This is a genomic window from Prevotella melaninogenica, assembly GCF_003609775.1.
Classification (GTDB): domain Bacteria; phylum Bacteroidota; class Bacteroidia; order Bacteroidales; family Bacteroidaceae; genus Prevotella; species Prevotella melaninogenica_A.
Window position 1 is genome coordinate 88,228 of record NZ_AP018050.1, and the last position, 19,668, is coordinate 107,895.

Annotated in this window: 15 protein-coding genes; 9 read left to right on the plus strand and 6 right to left on the minus strand. The window is 42.0% G+C overall.

What is annotated here, in order from left to right:
• The first annotated feature begins 1 nt into the window (after window position 1).
• Entirely contained in the window at window positions 2–1,462 is a 1,461-nt protein-coding gene (locus PMEL_RS07335) for a DUF4091 domain-containing protein (RefSeq protein WP_410524638.1), read from the plus strand.
• 457 nt (window positions 1,463–1,919) lie between these two features.
• On the opposite strand, the gene PMEL_RS07345 is transcribed toward PMEL_RS07335, so the two are convergent.
• Window positions 1,920–3,452, minus strand: coding sequence for a RagB/SusD family nutrient uptake outer membrane protein (locus tag PMEL_RS07345; RefSeq protein ID WP_120175501.1), 1,533 nt, complete (start codon window positions 3,450–3,452; stop codon window positions 1,920–1,922).
• Between the two features lie 4 nt (window positions 3,453–3,456).
• On the minus strand, window positions 3,457–6,795 hold the full coding sequence (locus PMEL_RS07350; RefSeq protein WP_120174727.1) for a SusC/RagA family TonB-linked outer membrane protein: 3,339 nt from the start codon (window positions 6,793–6,795) through the stop codon (window positions 3,457–3,459).
• A gap of 256 nt (window positions 6,796–7,051) precedes the next feature.
• Here PMEL_RS07350 and PMEL_RS07355 point away from each other — a divergent pair, with 256 nt between their 5' ends.
• From PMEL_RS07355 to PMEL_RS07365, 3 genes are all read left to right on the plus strand, one after another.
• A complete protein-coding gene (locus tag PMEL_RS07355) occupies window positions 7,052–7,576 on the plus strand; it encodes an RNA polymerase sigma-70 factor (protein ID WP_120174728.1) in 525 nt (174 codons plus the stop codon).
• A gap of 308 nt (window positions 7,577–7,884) precedes the next feature.
• Window positions 7,885–8,862, plus strand: a complete 978-nt coding sequence (locus PMEL_RS07360; protein ID WP_120174729.1) for a FecR family protein — start codon at window positions 7,885–7,887, stop codon at window positions 8,860–8,862.
• A 73-nt stretch (window positions 8,863–8,935) separates the two neighbouring features.
• On the plus strand, window positions 8,936–11,995 hold the full coding sequence (locus PMEL_RS07365) for a glycoside hydrolase family 2 TIM barrel-domain containing protein (protein ID WP_120174730.1): 3,060 nt from the start codon (window positions 8,936–8,938) through the stop codon (window positions 11,993–11,995).
• 338 nt (window positions 11,996–12,333) lie between these two features.
• Here the strand turns inward: PMEL_RS07365 and PMEL_RS12235 are convergent, their stop codons facing one another.
• The 4 genes from PMEL_RS12235 to PMEL_RS07380 all read right to left on the minus strand — a co-directional run bounded on the left by PMEL_RS12235 (window position 12,334) and on the right by PMEL_RS07380 (window position 15,931).
• The gene (locus PMEL_RS12235) at window positions 12,334–12,489 is read right to left on the minus strand and encodes a hypothetical protein (RefSeq protein WP_172586772.1); all 156 of its coding nucleotides are present in this window, start codon (window positions 12,487–12,489) and stop codon (window positions 12,334–12,336) included.
• 14 nt (window positions 12,490–12,503) lie between these two features.
• Entirely contained in the window at window positions 12,504–13,394 is an 891-nt protein-coding gene (locus tag PMEL_RS07370; RefSeq protein WP_120174731.1) for an RluA family pseudouridine synthase, read from the minus strand.
• Between the two features lie 134 nt (window positions 13,395–13,528).
• Complete coding sequence (locus PMEL_RS07375; protein ID WP_120174732.1) at window positions 13,529–14,062, minus strand: HD domain-containing protein; 534 nt, start codon at window positions 14,060–14,062, stop codon at window positions 13,529–13,531.
• A 90-nt stretch (window positions 14,063–14,152) separates the two neighbouring features.
• Entirely contained in the window at window positions 14,153–15,931 is a 1,779-nt protein-coding gene (locus PMEL_RS07380) for a biotin/lipoyl-binding protein (protein ID WP_120174733.1), read from the minus strand.
• 142 nt (window positions 15,932–16,073) lie between these two features.
• Here PMEL_RS07380 and PMEL_RS07385 point away from each other — a divergent pair, with 142 nt between their 5' ends.
• From PMEL_RS07385 to PMEL_RS07405, 5 genes are all read left to right on the plus strand, one after another.
• Window positions 16,074–16,886, plus strand: a complete 813-nt coding sequence (locus tag PMEL_RS07385) for a hypothetical protein (RefSeq protein WP_120174734.1) — start codon at window positions 16,074–16,076, stop codon at window positions 16,884–16,886.
• Window positions 16,887–16,989: 103 nt separating this feature from the next.
• Window positions 16,990–17,823, plus strand: a complete 834-nt coding sequence (locus tag PMEL_RS07390) for a MotA/TolQ/ExbB proton channel family protein (protein ID WP_120174735.1) — start codon at window positions 16,990–16,992, stop codon at window positions 17,821–17,823.
• Window positions 17,824–18,073: 250 nt separating this feature from the next.
• Window positions 18,074–18,589, plus strand: coding sequence for a hypothetical protein (locus PMEL_RS07395; RefSeq protein ID WP_120174736.1), 516 nt, complete (start codon window positions 18,074–18,076; stop codon window positions 18,587–18,589).
• Entirely contained in the window at window positions 18,586–19,131 is a 546-nt protein-coding gene (locus PMEL_RS07400; protein ID WP_120174737.1) for an ExbD/TolR family protein, read from the plus strand. Before PMEL_RS07395 ends, PMEL_RS07400 begins: the two co-directional genes overlap by 4 nt.
• A complete protein-coding gene (locus PMEL_RS07405; RefSeq protein ID WP_120174738.1) occupies window positions 19,128–19,604 on the plus strand; it encodes an ExbD/TolR family protein in 477 nt (158 codons plus the stop codon). Before PMEL_RS07400 ends, PMEL_RS07405 begins: the two co-directional genes overlap by 4 nt.
• Window positions 19,605–19,668 lie beyond the last annotated feature (64 nt).

Here is a 19,668-nt window from a genome sequence, read left to right on the forward strand (position 1 = left end):
TATCGGACTTGAGTTCCCATTACCAGAAACGGCAAAGGGCAACTTGAAACTAACTATGAGCTGTAGCAATCGACTCCTGTCGACTGCTACAGCTCATTTTCTTTCTGCCGTTATCACTGATGACTTCCAAAACTGTGGTAATCACCCCGACTCCTTACAAACATGGCTCATGCCCGACATCATTGGCGATGACAGCATAAAGGCTGACGACCCGATGTATGGTAAGTCTGCATGGTGCACAATTGAGATTCCTCAAAACATTAAGGCGGATAGCTACAAATTAAACTTACTGCTACAACAAGACGGTAAGACTGTCAGCACCATCCCGTTCACAATAAAAGTGCTCAATCGCAATCTTACCCTCTCTGATAACTTCCATCTCAACTTCTGGCAACAACCCTACGCAGTTAGTAGATATTACGATGTAGCTCCTTGGAGTCAAGCACATCTTGACATTCTCCGCCCATACATGCAGTTACTTGCACGTGCAGGACAACGCAATGCTTCAGCCATCCTCTTCTACGAGCCTTGGGGCGTACAGAGCAATGACAAGTTTGATGCGATGATTGAAACGACACGAAAGGCAGACGGTACATGGTCGTATGACTATACAGCCTTCGATCGTTGGATCTCGTTCCTCGACTCTTGTGGAATCAATGGGGACATCAACTGCTTTTCAATGGTGCCATGGGACATGACTTTCAGCTATTATGACGAAGCCTCGAAAAGTTATAAGGAACTTAAAACGACAACTAACAGCAAAGAGTACAGCGACTTATGGATTCCTTTCCTACGGTCCTTTGCTGCCCACCAGAAGGAAAAAGGTTGGTTTGACAGAACCGTCATAGCGATGGACGAACGCGCCCTCGATGCTATGCAAGATGCCTACCGCATTGCGCAGGAGGCAGCACCAGGTATCAAGATGTCATTAGCAGGAAACTACCACAAAGAACTTGTCGATAAGATATATGATTATTGTATTGCATGGAAGCAGCAATTCACACCAGAAGACCTTGCTTTGAGAAATTCAAAAGGTTGGATTAGCACCTCCTACACGGCTTGTCCCGATGCTATGCCAAATGTGGGTAGCAACAACGAACCTATAGAAGCAACCTATCTCCCACTCTATTGTATTGCTAATGGGTTCAATGGTTTCCTCCGCTGGGCATGGATGAACTGGACTGATAACCCAATGTATGACAGCCGCTTTAAGTTATTCACACCGGGAGACACCTATATTGTGTATCCAGGAAACCACTCAAGCCGTCGTTTTGAGCACATAATAAGAGGTGTACAAAACGTTACCAAGATTGATACATTACGCAAGGAGTACAAGCAAAAAAGGGATCAAAAAGCTTTACAGCTGTTAGAAGACGTCCTTTCTCAGTTCAAAAATCCAACACCAAACGAGGCTGAATTGAGAGAAAGTATATACAAGATTGAGTCACTTCTCAATAAATAAACCTTACTTGTTAGTATTCCTTCTTTTTACAATAGAGGCATCTTACCTTATGAATATAAATTCCACGAGCGTAGACATCTACGCTCGTTTTTTTTATCAAAAAGCCTATAACTAACAAACAGACGACCTACAAAGAAACATACACTTAGAAAGAAGAATGCACAGACAGTGCTAATTGTAAACAAAAACTCAACACTCAAAAATGAAGAGATGCTTAATTGGATTCGAAAAGACGCCCAATTGGCTTGCAAAAGATGCTCTTTTGAGGTCTTACTAACGCCCTTTTGAAGTCCAATTAAGCACCTTTACAAAGGCACTCTTATAACTATCTGATTAGATGATGATTACAAGAGTGACTAAAACTGTCATTTTGAGTATAAAAACAGCATCTCAAAGTGCAGATTTTTGTAAATAAATTTCCGCCAAACTGTTGCTAAAATAAACAGAGAAAAACAATCTATCTCTGCCACCACATTGGCGTTGCGTAATCATCAGGACCACCTAAAAGTTCGACAGCCTTGTCGTAATTACTGCGATTATTAATCTGTTGATTCTTATCAAAAGGTATTCTATTAGGTGTCAACAGCGTATAACCATTTGTCGCCTGTGGTACAGAGAAGATGCGAGGATAACCCGTACGACGAATTTCGTTCCATGCTTCCTGTCCATTTGGGAACAAAGCAATCCACTTCTGCGTAATCAAACGCTCCATTTTCTCATCCATAGGCGCATTGTCATCCCATTTAATGGTAATCGTAGAAGCCTTTGCAGCCGCTCCACCAAAGCCACCTAAAGCATCAGCATAGTTAGCTTCTGTTGAAGTGTCATCCAACAAATAAGTAGCAACACCATCTGCTCCCCATTGATTGAAAGACAATGTTATGCCTCGTTCATAATAATCCTTGGCAGTACCACCACCCATATTCCAACCACGCAAGACACCCTCTGCCTTACAAAAAGCCATTTCCGATGCTGTTAGCCATAAACTTGGCGTTGTTTCTTGCACATTTACAGTAGAATAAAGGCGCTTAGCTACAACGTTACTTCCTATCGCTGCACCTGCCCGACAGCCAATATATTTACGTCCACCTTCCGTTATCGGCTGAGTGAAGTACTTGCTCATTCGTGGATCTTTATAGCCAGTCATATAGCTTTCAATGTCAGCACAGATACGACTGTCGCCCCATGAAACAGCAGTTGTCCACAAACCCGACTTATTATAACGAATAGCACAATTGTCCTCATTCCCTTCTATGACACCATCTCTCACTGCTTGTTCAGCTAAAGAACGTGCCAACGTTGGTTCTACATTACTGATACGCACAGCAATGCGCAACTTTAGCGAATTAGCAAACTTACGCCACTTATTGAAGTCACCTTTATAAACGAGGTCGTATGGTGCAAAGACTATCATTTCTTTAGCCAGTTGCGTGTTAGATGAGATATAAGTAGTAGCCTCGTTTAGGTCCTTTATCAGCTGTAAATAGATATCTCGCTGAGATGTATAAACCTCCGTATTATCTGCATTCATACTGAGCGGGAAAGGTCCATAGATATCTGTAAAGCGAAGGAAAGCCTGTGCTCGCAGAATCAATGCCCACGCATAAGAAATATTCTTCTTACCATTCAGTTTGACAACCTCATCAAATGCAGACACCATAGGAGGAGCATAAGAAGCAGGCCAAGCACACCAAGCATTACTTGCATTAAAGAGTGTATGATTCTTAGGTAACTCCTTGGTATAGGTTGTGTAACGCCCCAGATAATTACCGACAAAGTCTATCATTGTTTGATAGGCATTCTCTTGCTCAGGGAAAGCAACGCCCTGCATCTGAATCAAGAATGAACCGACTGCGTAGTTATCACGCTTCAACTCCTCTGGAGATAGCTTACTACCTGGTCGGTTAATATCAACGAAATCACCCGTACAGGAAGAAAAGACAGTCAGCAGACAGAAGAAAAAAAGCAATTTCATTCTACTAAACATCATCATCTTAAAGTTTTACGTTGATACTAAAGCCCAATGAACGTTGGCTGGGCTGCATGAAATAATCAAATCCCTGATAATATATATCTGTTGAAGGGGTTGCCTCTGGGTCAAAAGGTGCCTTACAATATAACATCAAGAGGTTTCTTGCTGTCAAAGCGACTGACACCTTTGCCCCACGAATCAGTTTATCAAAGGTATAACCTAAATAAAGTTCCTTAATTCGGGCGTTAGTAGCACTGTAGACGTATTCATCCCAAATAGGAGTCTCTCCTCCGACAACTGTATAATACTTCTCCGTAGAAACCAACTGATTACCAACTGAAACACCACCGTTATTTCTCAGTTCTGCAGTTTTCTTAGAAACGCCATACGAATCCATAAAAGCTTGCGTCTGCGACACACAAACACCACCCAAACGAGCCGTTATCAACATTCCGAGTTCTAATCCCTTCCATGAGAAGTTGTTGCTAAAACCCAGTTGTGCCTTAGGTAAGACAGAACCTACCAACTTAGGAGAAGGGAGTTCCATCTGCATCACTTGTCCATCGGTATTAAGCAGAATATTTCCTTGTGCATCACGCTTAAAATCGGTGAATGTATAGAGATCACCCATTGTACCACCTTGTGTCAATATCACCTCACAACCGTTCAGACCGCCTTGACGCAATGTCTCGTTAGGATTATCAAGCAACCTGATAATTCGGTTACTATTCATACTATAGGTCATATTTGTAGTCCACCGCAAATCATTCCACTTCTTGTTATAGCCAATGCTCAATTCTAAGCCTCTATTCTGCACGTCTCCCGCTTGTATATACTCACGATTAAATGCACCGCCAAGTGTAATTTGACGAAGGAAGGTTTGATTCTTCGTGTCCGATTGGTACAACGTGAACTTTACAGACATTGCTTCTTTGAACAGATGAGCCGTCATACCCGCTTCCCAAGAGTTTGTACGTTCTGGATAGAAGTTGTCAGGAAACTTATAAGTGACCGTATGGTAAGTACCTGTAGAAGGAACATACTCATACCGCCAAGCTGAAGATATATTAGGAGAAATGGCAGAACCCACTGATGCCCATGAGGTACGGAACTTCAAAAAGTCAATGAACTTTGGCAGTTTAAACATCTTTGAGAGAATTGCCGACAAACCTACAGAAGGATAGAAGAAGGACTGCTGTGCTGTATTACTGAGTGAAGAATCCCAGTCGTTACGCCCTGTCACCGTAAGATAAACCCGTTCTTGCCAACCTAACTCCACACTTCCAAGTACGGAGTGAATAGCATGACGTGTAATATCAAAGATTGGCCGATTATCACTCGACACCCTACTATAGTCGATTCCATTAGGAGTAAAGATATTCGAAGGGGCTTTTAATCCTCCTTGAAAGCCTGCTACATCATAAGATGTATTAATGAAAGCCGTACCAACATTAGCCACAAGCGACACGTCACCCCATCGTTTAGAAACATCTGCCATGATATCAGCATAGAAAGAACGATCATTCACCTTGCTATAACTGTAATATCCATAAGGCGAATGAGCAAAGATATCAAGCGTTGAAGCATATCGCTTGTCTTCCAATTTATTTACAGCTTCATCCCAACGTAGTCTTCCTTCAAGGGCAAACCAATTGGTAAGGTGATACTTTACACCAAGGTCTGTGAGGTATCTATTACGCTTTGTTGTCCTCAACATACGATTAGCAACCCAATAAGGGTTTTGCATCTTCAAGTCGTCTCCATAGCTCCAATTCTGCAAATTGATATTGCGTGCTACGTCATATGACTCAAACTCCTTAATAGCATCAAAACTTTCTCCACGTGGAAAGAGATAGACAGAAGTCAGCGGATTAAAGTATTGTCCCTGCGCCAACATATTCTTATCATTTTCTCTAACAAACTTAAAAGAGAAAGTAAGCCTTAGCTTGTCTTGTAATGCCGAGAAAACATTCTTAAATGTGAGATTATAACGTTCAAAATCATTGTTCGGAATGATACCACGCACAGTAGATGAACCCAAAGAAAGATAGACTTGATTACGCTCTGTGCCTGACATCACTGTCGCATTATTCGTAAAGTTTACTCCTGTACGGAAGAAGTCGTTAGGCGTGTAACTACCAGTACCTGGAGCATTCTTCGTTCCCCATGACTTCATCTCATTAGTACGATTGCCGTATTCATTCTGAAATTCTGGTAAAACAAAAGGAGAGAGAAACTGTGTACTTGTAGAAAACTCCACAGAAGTTTTACCCACTCTGCCCGACTTAGTCTTTATCATCACCGCACCCTGCGCTGCGGCCGACCCATAGAGAGCCGCTGCTGCAGCACCACTAAGTACCGAAACACTCTCTACATCATCAGGATTGATATCAGAAATACCCTCTGCGCCTGGCTGCAACGAATAGATACCGCCTTTGATATCATCGTTGCTACGATTATTGATAGGGATACCATCAATCACATAAAGCGGTTGGTTGCTCTGTGCCAAAGACTTTGGACCACGCATAACCACACGTGCTGCGCCACCCATTCCAGCTGCAGACTCATTGACAGAGATTCCCGCAGCCCTTCCGACCAAAGCATTCGCAAAGTTAGTTGTCTTAACCTTGTTCAAGTCTTCACCATTCATCTGCTTAACATTGTAGTTCAAAGCTGTGCGGGAACGATTAATACCCAAAGCCGTTACAAAGACATCCTCTAATTCATAGAGGCTCTCTTTCAACACAAACAACTGGTTATGGCGATTTTCTATACGTTTTTCTATTGCATCATAACCTATGCAGGAAATTATCAAAATAGGGTTAGGACTCTCTGATTTCAAGACAAACTTACCTTCTAAGTCTGTCATAGCACGTGCCTTTGAACTGCCCTTTACTATGATAGATGCACCAATTAGTGGATGTCCCGACACATCTTGCACCTGTCCATTGAAAGTGTAAAGTACTGGTGTAATAGGCTGTTCTGGCTTGTGATGTTGTAAATTTGTCTCTGAACCTGTTGCTTCCGTACTCTGAACAACAGGTTTTACTTTCTTTAGGTAGATGATATTATCGATGATTTTATAAGTAATTCCAGTGTTTTCAAAGAGCCTATTCAACACAAAATCAATAGGTAAATTACTTATAGAAACAGCATTAACCGTCTGCTTTCCAAGCGCATCATCATAGAAGAAACGATACTTAGTTTTCGACTTAATACGCTGAATAACAGTCTTCAAATCAGTTTGATTTGTAGTTAATGATACCTGTGCAGAAACACTATGTACACCCATCAGTAAAAGAAAGGCACACATAAACATTCTTAGGGAAAGTAATACTTTCGAACAAACAGCTATCACCATGAAATCAGTTCAAATGGTATTAATTTTACAATACACTTACAAACATTGCGTTTACATATACAAAGATAGTCAATTATCTTTATTTAATAAAGATGCCTTACCTCCATTTCACATAAATTAACCCCTCTAATCATCTTAACAAGTATAAAAAGTGTATCTTTGTTCATAAATATTAAAATTCTCCTGTAAACACCCTCGCAAAAGATAAAATTGTAGATAGGATAAAACCAGATACAGCAAGGCTAAAAAATAGACAATGACATTACCAGAACAAAGGTTCCGCCAGATATTTAGGGCTTTATATCCCTCCCTCTCTTTTTATGCTACTCGGCTTGTACAAGACGATGAGGCAGAGGATATCGTGCAGGAAGCTTTCATGGAGTTGTGGAAACGCAAAGAAGATATTGAAGACGAAAGCCATATTAAGGCTTTCCTCTATCGTATTGTCTATACCCGTGCACTCAATGTCATTAAGCATCGTACCGTTGTTAACAATCATGCTGACAGCGTAAAGAAGATTACGCAGTTCAAGTTAGATTACTATAATCCAGAGGCAAACGACGTGATGGGCTATATTGAAGGACTGGAAACAAGAAAGCAAATCAATGATGCCATTGGAGAACTTCCGGCTAAATGTCGCGAGGTTTTCATACTGAGTTACCAGCACGACAAGAAAAACAAAGAGATTGCAGAACAATTAGGTATCTCAATTCGTACGGTTGAGGTGCATCTCTACAAGGCTTTAAAGGCCTTAAGAACACGACTGAAACAACACACATAAAGACTATTCCAAGGAGAAAAACATCTGCTTGCTGAAATTATTTTCATGAAAAAAAATATTTTTCTTCACGAAAAGAAATAATTATTTTCATGAAAAGAAAGTCTTTTTATCATGAAAAGAATTCTACTTCGACCATGAGTAAACTATGGTAAACGCACACCTAAGCAAACAAGAGAGCATTCTTTATAACATTTTTTATTAATTCCTATTACGTAAAAAGGTGGATTAGATTGTAATAAGAAATAAGTAGCAGGAAACTGCTGACTAAAACATTAAAATACAATACGCCTCAGTTGAGACAAAAAAGAATGAGTGAAATAAATAACAAGAGCATTAAAGACTATCTTGTTGGCAAGGCTACCGCCAAACAGATGGAGCAGCTGGCTGAATGGCTGGCAGTCTCGGAGGAAAACCAAAAGGAATTCTTCGAGATGGAGTTGGCTTTCCATTTAGGAAAGAACAACCAACTTGCGACATCTAAGGAAATCGAAGAAGCTGAGACTAAACTATTTAACCAAATCAAAGAACACGAAGAACAAACAAAAAATAAGAGTAAATTTCATTTCTTCCGCTATGCTGCAGCAACCATAGCAGCCGTATTATTAATTGGAGGAGGACTCTTTGCATACCTTCATCAGTCTGTAGAAACCATCACAGTGGCTGCAATGAATGAGGTAAAGAAAGTCGTATTACCAGATAACTCTACCGTATGGCTTAATAAGGGAGCAACAATTAGTTACGCAGATAACTTTGAAGGCGATGATCGCAAGGTAAATTTACAAGGCGAAGCATTGTTCCAAGTAACAAAAAATGCTAAAAAGCCGTTCATTGTAAGTAGTAACGGAGCATCAGCAAAAGTATTGGGAACAACCTTCAACTTCAAAAACCAAGGTGCTGAAGGAAACGAGGTTATCAGCTTGATAGAAGGCAAACTGGAAGTAACTGGACTGAATGGAGAAGGAAAGGTTATCCTTCTACCAAACCAAAAGGCTACTATTAGCAAGAATTCCAAGACCATTACGACAGAGAAGAGCTATGCACTTGCCGACGCGGTGTGGCGCGACGACATGATACCATTTAGCAATATGCAAATCAAAGAGATTGCCCATATCCTTGAGCAACTCTACGATTATAAAATTATTGTTGATCCGAAATTGGACAACAAGAAGACTTATACAGGTGTTATCAAGAGATATAAAGATATAAGAAACGTTTTAGACGGACTTTCTTATACCATCTCTTTCCACTACACCATCAACGACAAGGAGATAACCCTCTCTGAATAAAGTCTGAGAGAGCTGTCTCTTTGCTACGAAACGTCTAAATCAATTTCTAAAATTTTCATTACCTAACATAGACATGAGAAAACTTTACGCGCTCCTTATTGGAGCACTTACCCCATTATGTTCGTTTGCTCAGACCACTAACCCAGAGTGGCAGAGTCAGTACACCACTGGTTTGAACAAGATTGAGCCACATGCTTATGTTCTGCCTTATAGCTCGGTTGATAAGTTACAACAACCTGGAGGCTATGAGCAGTCAGATTATTACATGTCACTCAATGGCAAATGGAAATTCCATTGGACCAAGAATCCAGATAACAGACCTAAGAATTTCTATCAGACAGATTTTGCTGTGCAGGGTTGGAACGACATCAACGTACCAGGCAACTGGGAGCGTCAGGGCTATGGTCTGCCTATCTATGTAAACGAAACATACGAGTTTGATGACAAACTCTTTCAATTCAAGAAGAATCCTCCTCTCGTTCCATACGCACAGAACGAAGTTGGCTCTTATCGTCGTACCTTTAAGATTCCTTCAACATGGAAGGGTCGCCGCGTAGTACTTTGCTGCGAGGGTGTTAAGTCTTTCTTCTATCTTTGGATAAACGGTACCTACGTTGGTTATAACATGGGTGCTAAGATGCCTTCGGAGTGGGATATTACAAAGTATCTGAACGATGGCGAGAACATTATCGCTATGGAGGTTTATCGTTGGGCATCAGGTTCTTACCTCGAGTGTCAGGACTATTGGCGCATAAGCGGTATTGAGCAGGACGTTTACCTCTACTCTACTCCAACACAGTATATCGCCGATTACAACGTCGCAGCTGGTGTTGACAAGCAGGGTAATGGTTCTTTCAATGGTAACTTCAGCCTTACAACAAGTGTGAAAGGTGCTGGCAATGGTACTATAAGCTATGTTCTGACCGATGCACAGGGTAATACTATCCTCTCAGAGGATAAGGCTGTCAGCACAAAGAACAATGATGAAATGGTGAATTTCACCACTAAGACCGTACAGAATGTTGCTGCATGGAGTGCTGAACACCCTAACCTCTACACCCTTCTTATCACTTTGAAGGACCAGAACGGAAATGTTACCGAGCAGACTGGTAGCAAGGTAGGCTTCAGAACAATTGAAATTAAGAACAAACAGCTTTGCGTGAACGGTACACCTATCCTCGTGAAAGGTGCCAACAGGCATGAGCATTCAGAGTTGGGACGCACTGTGAGCAAGGAACTCATGGAGCAGGATATCCGTTTGATGAAGCAGAATAACATCAATCTTGTACGTTGTTCTCACTATCCTAACGACTCTTATTGGTACCAGCTTTGCGATAAATACGGCTTGTATGTTATCGACGAGGCTAATATTGAGTCGCACGGAATGGGCTATGGTAAGGAGTCTTTAGCAAAGGACAGCACATGGTTGGCTGCACACATGGACAGAACACGCCGTATGTATGAGCGTGCTAAGAATCACCCAAGTATCATTATCTGGTCATTGGGTAACGAGGCGGGCAATGGTGTGAACTTTGAGCACACCTACCGTTGGTTGAAGAATGCTGATAAGACACGTCTTATCCAGTATGAGCGTGCTGAGGAAAACTTCAATACAGACATCTATTGCCCTATGTATCGTACCATCGACCACATGAAGGCATACGCAAAGCGCACCGACACAACACGTCCTTACATTATGTGTGAGTATCTTCACGCTATGGGTAATAGCTGTGGTGGTATGAAAGACTATTGGGACTTGATCGAGTCAGAGCCTATCTTGCAGGGTGGTAGCATCTGGGACTGGGTTGACCAGTCATTCCGTGAGGTTGACGAGAATGGTAACTGGTATTGGAGTTACGGTGGTGATTACGGTCCAAAGGATGTACCAACCTTCGACAACTTCTGTACTAACGGACTTATTGCAGCCGACCGCACTCCTCACCCACATCTTTCTGAGGTGAAGAAGATTTATCAGAACATCAAGTCTGAGCTCGTTTCAAACGAGAAGGGCATTACAATAAAGGTTAAGAACTGGTTTGATTTTACCAATCTAAATGCTTACCAGCTCAACTGGCAGATTGTTGATGAGAACGGAAAGGTTGTTACAAAGGGAACACAGCACGTAGATTGTGCTCCACATGAGACAACGACAATTACTCTCCCAGCTGTTTTTGCAACTACAGATAAGGAGCAGTACCTCAATCTTGAGTGGTATCCTATCAACGATGCTTTGATTCTCACAAAGAATGATGTTGTTGCATACGACCAGTTCGTACTGAAGAAAGCAAACGATTGCACCACCTTCCTCCCACGTGAGAAGCAGCGCATGTCTTATAAGGTAAACGAGAACACAGGTGAGTTGACCTCTCTGAAGAGTGGCAACCAGGAGTTCCTCGATGCCCCATTAAGCCTGAGCCTCTACCGCCCAGCTACCGACAACGATGGTCGTGACCAGTTCGGTGTAAGAGTATGGCGTAAGGATGGTATCGATTCTATCAGCCAGAAGGTTACAAAGATTACTCGTACTAAGGACGTGACACGTGCTGAAACTGACGTAATTGGCAAGAAGGGCAACGTCATCGGTAAGGCAGTCTTCACCTATCAGCCACAGAAGAATGGTGCATTGGCAGTAAAGGTCGACTTTACTCCAGACACAGCAGCAGTTAAGGCACTTGCTCGTCTTGGTCTTACCTTCCGCGTGAAGGATACATTTGGTAAGGTTGAATACAATGGTCGTGGCGATGTTGAAACATACAACGACCGTAAAGAGGCTGGTTTTATTGGACGTTACAATACTACTGCAGAAGCTATGTTCCACTATTATGTGAAGCCACAGTCAACAGGAAACCGCACAGATGTACGTTGGATGTCACTCTCTGACACACGTAACCGCCTTATGGTAGCTGCAAAGAGCCCATTCCAGTTCTCTGTGACTCCATTCTCTGACAGCGTTATCGACCGTGCAACTCACATCAACCAGCTCTCACGTGACGGTCTACTTACTGTACACTTGGATGCCAATCAGAGCGGTGTAGGTACCGCAACTTGTGGCCCTGGTGTTGCTGAGAAGTATCGTGTACCTGTTAAGCCAACAAGCTTCGAATTTGTACTCTACCCTGCTATAGCCAAGTAAATAGCTCATAGCAAAACACTATAATAAAGCCCTGTTCCCTTTACCTACAATCTGTAAGGCTAAAAGGAACAGGGCTTTTTGCATTCTATAGACTTCAACTTGAAACGCAATTAGCAGTCAACACCATTGGTGCTTACCATCCGCACGACATGTGTTAGGCATCAACACATCAATTGAAGGTAAAGAGAAAGGGGCATTAAGTTCGTTTTAACGAAGAGAGTAAAACGCTAACAGCTTTCCAAGATGAGAAAGATTTAATCAGATAACACTATAAAAAAGAATTATTTACGTGAGAAAGCAATATCTATTCTCACGTAAATAATTCAATAAAAGGATTTCTAAAGGACGTGCGAACCAGTCAAAGCCCAGTAAGCAACACCAAGAACTACCGCTGCAATGATAATACGGAAGATGCAACCAGTTATCTTCTTAATGAGATAGATACCGATAACCAAGACAGCAAGTAAGCCGATAAAATATTGTAAATTCTCCATTGGATATTATATGATTACTTAAATAAATGTCTGAACACTTGAGGCACTGGCGTCTCGAACTCCATGCGCTGACGTGTAACAGGATGATGAAAACAAAGCACGTATGCGTGAAGACAAAGACGGTGAAGCGGGTCATCACCATTACCATACTTTATATCACCGCAGACAGGATGTCCCATATCGGCTGAATGTACACGAATCTGATTCTTACGACCTGTCTCTAATTGAAACTCTACAAGGCTGTGCGCTACCGTACGATCAAGTACATGGAAATGCGTAACAGCATATTTTCCACCATTATCCACAGGCGAACTATAAGTTACGTATGACTTATTGTCCTTTAACCAATTGGCTATTGTACCCTCGTCATGCTCCATCTCACCACTGACAACAGCCACATAACGGCGGTCATAAACGATATTATGCCAATCACGTTCGAGCAACTGCTCGGTCTGCATGTCCTTAGCATAAATCATCAGTCCTGATGTGTCACGGTCAAGCCGATGCACAACATGTGCCGTACACTTCTGCTTTGTCTTACGGAAATAATCATCAAGAACAGTCTTCACATTCAATGAAGAATGGCCAGCAGCCATTGAAAGAATACCGATATTCTTCTCAATCACTACCAAAAATCTATCTTCATAGACTATCTTCACATAACGACTACGGAAGAGGTCGTTCTTCTTGCTCTTGCTGACTGATATCTTGTCGCCAGCCTTCAGTGGATAGTCAAACTGTGTAACACACTTACTATTCACCTTGATTCCACGATTCTGCAACGTTGCCTTTACCTTGTTCTTGCTTTCATGCAGATTGGCAAGCAACCATTCAAGTAATGGGGCTGGCTCAGTTACCTTATAATGTTTATATTTTTCCTCTGTATATGGATTCTTTCTTATCATACTACAAAAGTACAAAGAAATAATGATTTAAACTATTACACATCTAATAAATCAATCGAATATCCTACGACTGAGATAAAACAGCTAATATATTACTTTCCTATAATAAGTGTGGCAGTACTTTCAACGCTATTTTAGAACATCTTGACCCACTCACGAAAGCGTGTAACACCCTCTTCTCCAAACTTAGAAAGACTTGCTATTGCTTGCTCTATCGTCTTCTCCTCATCAAGGTGAGTCTTAGAAAAGAACTTATCAGCATAACAGATTATCTTCTCTTCCATTGTTTCAGGAAGGAAATCTTGTTCTGGAAGTGGTAGCTTTTGCGCAATGATTTGGCTGCGAGTAATACCTGCTCCTGTATGACGTTCACAAACACGAGCATGTCGAGGGAAGCCTTCTGCACGCAACATATCTGCGCCAATACGACCATGACAGATATAAGGCTCGGTACCAAAGCATTGTATGCCGGGAGCATTACAACGAACGATACCAATATCATGCAGCATAGCAGCTTCCTCTATAAACTGACGGTCAAGCGATAACTCTGGATGACGGTCGGCAATAGCAAGAGCCTTATCCGCTACCGCACGGCTATGAACAAGGAGGATATGACGAAGTTCGTTATCCTCAGGATAGTATTTGTTGATAATTGCCTGATAATCCATATCACTAAAAAAAGCCACGCTTCCTCTCCCAGTCAGCTTACACCGCCATGAGTGAGGAACCGTGGCCCTATCATTTATAATATTCTTTCTTTATTCTTCGTGCGCTCTCTCGATGTAAGCGATAACATCGCCCTTGTCCACCTTAGCACCTTGCTTAGCGTTGATTTCAACCAACTTACCACCGAGGGCAGCAGGAACAGTTACAAACTCACCCCAAGGAGCCTGAATGTAACAGAACACATCGCCTTCTTTATACTCCTTACCGATGAATGGCTCGATAGCTGGAGCAGCCTCACCATCACCCTGGAATTCCCAGAAGAGCTGACCCTTAACAGGAGAAACAATAGCATCAGCCTTAGCATGCTTGAATGCAGCTGCCTCCTCTGGGCTTACCTTTGCACCGAGTTTCGCATCCTTTGCTGCCTGAAGGTCAGCAAGGAAGTTCTTCTTAGCCTGTCCACTCTTATAGTTACGATACTGCTCTGGGTGCATAGCCAACTCGAAGAGCTCTTCATCGTCCTGACCATAATCCCATCCGTTCTCATCCATTTCCTTGCGGAATTCGTCGAGAGCATCAGTGAGTAAGGTGTGAGGATCGGCATCAGTGAACTCAAGTCCCTTCTGCTTAGCAAGGTCTTTCAACTCCTGACAAATCTCACCAGGAACACGACCACTCTTACCGAGAATCATACCCCACATAGAATCGTCCATCATTACGTAGCGACCCTTACCCTGCTCAAGGGTGAGGAGATTCATAAGAGCAATATTCTTAACATACTGTGAGAATGGAGTTACCAATGGAGGATAACCAACTTGAGGCCATACGTATGCTACCTCGTCAAAGAGTTTAACAAGCATATCATCTACTGAAAGCTCTGCCTCGCCCTTCTTCTTGCGGAGGTTATTGATAGTTGAACGGATACCACCAAGGTCAGCCATCATTGAACCCATCATACCACCTGGCAAACCACAGCTAAGAAGCAATGAACTCATAATCTTATTCTGTGGGTTGATGAAGTAGCCGAGCCACTCATCAATGAACTCCTGAGTCATAGCACGTGCCTTCATGTAGGCATCCATGTTAATTTCAGGTACATCAAAACCAGCGTTCTTCAACATGCTCTGTACAGAGATAACGTCTGGGTGTACCTTACCCCATGACAATGGCTCAATAGCAACGTCAAGGATATCGATACCATTCTTAGCTACCTCAAGCATTGAAGCCATTGACAAGCCTGGGCCAGAGTGACCATGATACTCAAGAATCACGTCTGGGTGCTTCTCCTTAATACGACGAGTCAACTCGCCAAGGAATGCAGGCTGACCGATACCAGCCATATCCTTCAAGCAAAGCTCCTCTGCACCAGCTGCGATTTCCTCGTCAGCCAACTTGCAGTAGTACTCAATTGTATGAACAGGAGAGGTAGTGATACAGAGTGTTCCCTGTGGAGTCATACCAGCTTCCTTAGCCCACTTCAATGCAGGCGCAATATTACGAATGTCGTTCAGACCGTCGAAAAGACGAGTAATATCCACACCCTGTGCATGCTTTACACGATACATCAGTGCACGAACATCATCAGGAACAGGATACATACGCAATGCGTTCAGACCGCGATCAAGCATGTGTGTCTTGATACCAGCTTCATGCAGAATCTTAGTATAAGCACGTACTGACTCGTTAGGGTTCTCACCTGCCAAAAGGTTTACCTGCTCGAAAGCACCACCATTGGTCTCTACACGTGAAAAACAACCCATCTCAATGAAGAGAGGTGCAATGCGTACCAACTGATCCTTACGTGGCTGGAACTTACCAGAACTCTGCCACATGTCTCGATAAATGAGACTGAACTGAATTTTCTTTCCCATATATATTTTCAATATGTTATCTAAATAAAGGGATTGCAGCTTGCAATCTGACCTGCAAATTTAGATAAAAATTTCCAAAAAACGACTGACCGCTAATATTTTTTGCAATAATTGACTATCTTTGCAGTCTAAAAGTAAGTACATGAAGAAAATGTTTTTTCCTCTCATCGGTTTTACACTGCTTTTCCTTACGGCTTGTTACAACCAAGTATCGTCTGGAGACCATAGTGCAATCGACGTTGAGGTTCAAATGAAAGGTGATAGTACACGCTATGGATTGGCGTGCGATGGCTGTTCTGACTCTGTGATTGTTCTCCTGCCTAATGAGGGAGGTGATCCTATCAAATTTGACATTGTAACGGCAAAACGTAATGGTATGGTCTACGGTACGCCGCAGATTGGTGATGCATTGGCTATTGTGCCAAACCCTATTGACCCTTATGAGGCTGAAATGGTTATTGACCTTGAGCAGATGAAGGGTACATGGACTTTTCAAGTTTTACCAAAGTTGAAGCCTAATCCTACGAAAACAGAGGAAGAGATATTGGCTGGAATGAGCGATTCGATGAAAGCCGCATTGTTCATACCACGTGAGTATGGTTTTACTCTGAAGAGTTACAACCAGGCTTCACCAGTGGGTTATATCATGAAAGCAAACTCTTTGGAAGATGAAAGTCCTGTTGAGTATCCAAAGGTGACTGTTTATACGAGCTGGCATATCTTCAATGGTAGACTCTACATCTATAAAGACACACTTGATGAGCAGGGAAACCGCATCCCACAAGACTCAGTCGGCTTTGATTCTGGCTCTATGCGCTATCTCTCAGCAGACTCTATGGCTGCCCTCTTTGGCAAGAAGGTGATGCAGTATCACCGTAAAAAGAACGCTTTGGAAGCTAATAAAGAAGCACAGAAGGCTGAAGAGAAGATTGCTACAACACATGTCAAAAAATAATGATATAGTATAATCTCAATCCTAACAGACTTAGATTGAATTATCTTTAATAGCCAAAAAGCAATAAGGATTTAAAATAAGGAGACCATTATGGGTTTATAATATGAGGAAATTAATAGCACTTTTTTCATTCATAACGATTATCACATTCTCTTGTTCGACGATTGTTTTAGCACAGACACCAACTGGTACAGCAGTTACAGCTACTGCTGACACGCTTTCGGATGAAGCACTGAATGAGACTGGCGTAGCCGATACAGCAACCGTTAAAACACCAACTGCACAGGATGCAGGCATTCATCAGTCATTGAAGCGTAAGTTTATTGAGGGTAATGCAGGCTTTATGTCTCTCGTTGCATTGGCTTTAGTGCTTGGTTTAGCATTCTGTATTGAGCGTATCATCTATCTAAGTCTTTCTGAAATTGATGCCAAACGATTTGTTGGAAAGTTAGAGGATATGATTGTTGCAGGCGAGATTGAGCAGGCAAAAGCATTGAGCCGTGACACACGTGGACCAGTAGCTTCTATCTGTTATCAGGGTCTGTTGCGCATAGACGATTCTATTGAAAACATCGAACGCAGCGTTACCTCATACGGTAGTGTTCAAAGTGCTAACCTTGAGAAGGGCTGTTCGTGGATTACGCTTTTCATTGCAATGGCTCCATCACTTGGTTTCCTTGGAACCGTTATCGGTATGGTTATGGCATTCGACCAGATTCAAGAGGCAGGCGATATCAGCCCAACAATTGTGGCATCAGGTATGAAGGTGGCTTTGATTACTACTATCTTCGGTATCATCGTAGCCCTTGTGCTGCAAGTATTCTATAACTATATCCTCTCAAAGATTGACCATATCACAGCGCAGATGGAAGAATCAGCCATCTCACTATTGGATGCAATCATGAAATATAAACTTAAGAGAATTCATAATTCATAATTCACAATTCATAATTATGATAACTTATGAGTCACAATACATTAACAAATACTCGAATGGGAGCTTATTAGTAAGCAAGAATTATGATATTCATATTCAACTATTCTTTCCAAGTTTCCTTCTGTAACAAACATAGAGTACATCGGTAATCATAATTATGAATTTTGAATTATGAATTATGAATTAAAGAAGTAATCATAATTATGAATTTTGAATTATGAATTATGAATTATGAATTAAAATAACTGGTATGAAGATAATAAGAGGAATAGCAAAGATGGATGAAGAGCGCATATCACAACGCGTTCTCTACGTGATAGTAGCCCTATCGGCTATTGTCTTTTTAGCATTCTATCTCATTGGATATGACACACCTTTTGCAGGCAATGCAGCTTTTAATGCACCTATGCTCACCGACGTCTTACTTGGTTTTATGTGGGGATTGCTTGCTATCACAATTATAGCTTCTATCATTGCCGTAGTTCGAGGCATACGAAGAGCCAACCGAAGTGAAGGAGTAACAAATGGTATTCCTGCAAGAAAGATTACCTATACCACATACGGCGTTACCGCACTCATCTTACTCTTGACTTTTGCTTTCGGTTCTACGCAAACAATGATGGTCAATGGACAGAACTTCACGGACAGTTTCTGGCTTAGAATGACAGATATGTTCGTCAACAGTTCACTGCTTCTCCTTGTTCTTGCAGCAGGAGTAGTAGCCTTTGGAGCGACACGTTATTATAGAAAGGGACGTAGAAAATGATGTTTCGTAAGAGAGAACGAAGGAAAGTTCCTATACTCAATACGACGTCAACAGCTGACATATCATTCATGCTGTTGATATTCTTCCTTGTTGCCTCTTCTATGGACCTCGACAAAGGACTGTCACGTCAATTGCCTGCTATCGACAAGACAAAAACTCCCCCTGCTGCCGTTGATAGCAGAAAAGTAATGCGTATTGTTATCGATGCGGAGAATCAAGTGACACTTGATGGAAAGGCCGTGACGATGAAGGAGCTCTTACAGCGCGCAACACAGCTTATTCAAACTAACGGAAAGGGGCATCTTATCCAGTTACAGAGCAGCCGTAACGCTTCATACGATACTTATATCCACGTGCAAAACCAATTAGTTGCAGCCTATAACACCCTTCGCAACCAACGCTCGCTTAATCTTTTTGGGAAGGAATTTGAGCTATGTAGCAACGAACAGCAGAAGCAGATTGCTGACGAAGTGCCTATGCGCATATCAGAGGTATATGCTGTTAGCAAGGCTGACAATATAGAGGAAGGAGGCTTGGAATGAAATTCTATCGTGGCAAAAATCATGAGATCCCTGCATTGAACACAGCTTCTATGCCTGATCTTATCTTCTCTATTCTTTTCTTCTTCATGTTAGTTGTACACATGAGGAAAGCAAACGTACACGTAAAGTACCAAGTGCCAATGGCAACAGAGCTTTCACGCATGTACAACAATTCACATATTCAACACATCTATATCGGCCGTCCGATAAACAATCTCGGACAAGTAGAAGGAGAGAAGATGGTTGTCCAGTTAAATGACCATATAACAACCATACCTGAAATAAAGAAATATCTAATCCAACTATCCGCCGTCTTGCCCCCAGAACAGCGCAAAGAGCTAAGCGTTAGTATCAAGGCAGACCGCCATGCAGATATGGGTACGATTATGGATCTCAAACAAGCGTTGAGAGAGGCTAACGTGTTGAATGTCAACTTTACAGCCACTATGAGTAGAAATAACAAACTGAAGTAGGTTATAAAGTTGTAATTTGTTGTAAAAAACGACTTCTTATCTTGCTTATTAAGAGTTTTTTTAA

Bases quoted from the DNA above. Each gene is read 5' to 3' on its own strand.
- PMEL_RS07370 (WP_120174731.1), bottom strand. From the start codon at position 13,394: ATGATAAGAAAGAATCCATATACAGAGGAAAAATATAAACATTATAAG.
- PMEL_RS07405 (WP_120174738.1), top strand. From the start codon at position 19,128: ATGAAATTCTATCGTGGCAAAAATCATGAGATCCCTGCATTGAACACA.
- PMEL_RS07360 (WP_120174729.1), top strand. From the start codon at position 7,885: ATGAGTGAAATAAATAACAAGAGCATTAAAGACTATCTTGTTGGCAAG.
- PMEL_RS07400 (WP_120174737.1), top strand. From the start codon at position 18,586: ATGATGTTTCGTAAGAGAGAACGAAGGAAAGTTCCTATACTCAATACG.
- PMEL_RS07375 (WP_120174732.1), bottom strand. From the start codon at position 14,062: ATGGATTATCAGGCAATTATCAACAAATACTATCCTGAGGATAACGAA.
- PMEL_RS07345 (WP_120175501.1), bottom strand. From the start codon at position 3,452: ATGATGTTTAGTAGAATGAAATTGCTTTTTTTCTTCTGTCTGCTGACT.
- PMEL_RS07350 (WP_120174727.1), bottom strand. From the start codon at position 6,795: ATGGTGATAGCTGTTTGTTCGAAAGTATTACTTTCCCTAAGAATGTTT.
- PMEL_RS07355 (WP_120174728.1), top strand. From the start codon at position 7,052: ATGACATTACCAGAACAAAGGTTCCGCCAGATATTTAGGGCTTTATAT.
- PMEL_RS12235 (WP_172586772.1), bottom strand. From the start codon at position 12,489: ATGGAGAATTTACAATATTTTATCGGCTTACTTGCTGTCTTGGTTATC.
- PMEL_RS07365 (WP_120174730.1), top strand. From the start codon at position 8,936: ATGAGAAAACTTTACGCGCTCCTTATTGGAGCACTTACCCCATTATGT.
- PMEL_RS07390 (WP_120174735.1), top strand. From the start codon at position 16,990: ATGAGGAAATTAATAGCACTTTTTTCATTCATAACGATTATCACATTC.
- PMEL_RS07380 (WP_120174733.1), bottom strand. From the start codon at position 15,931: ATGGGAAAGAAAATTCAGTTCAGTCTCATTTATCGAGACATGTGGCAG.
- PMEL_RS07385 (WP_120174734.1), top strand. From the start codon at position 16,074: ATGAAGAAAATGTTTTTTCCTCTCATCGGTTTTACACTGCTTTTCCTT.
- PMEL_RS07395 (WP_120174736.1), top strand. From the start codon at position 18,074: ATGAAGATAATAAGAGGAATAGCAAAGATGGATGAAGAGCGCATATCA.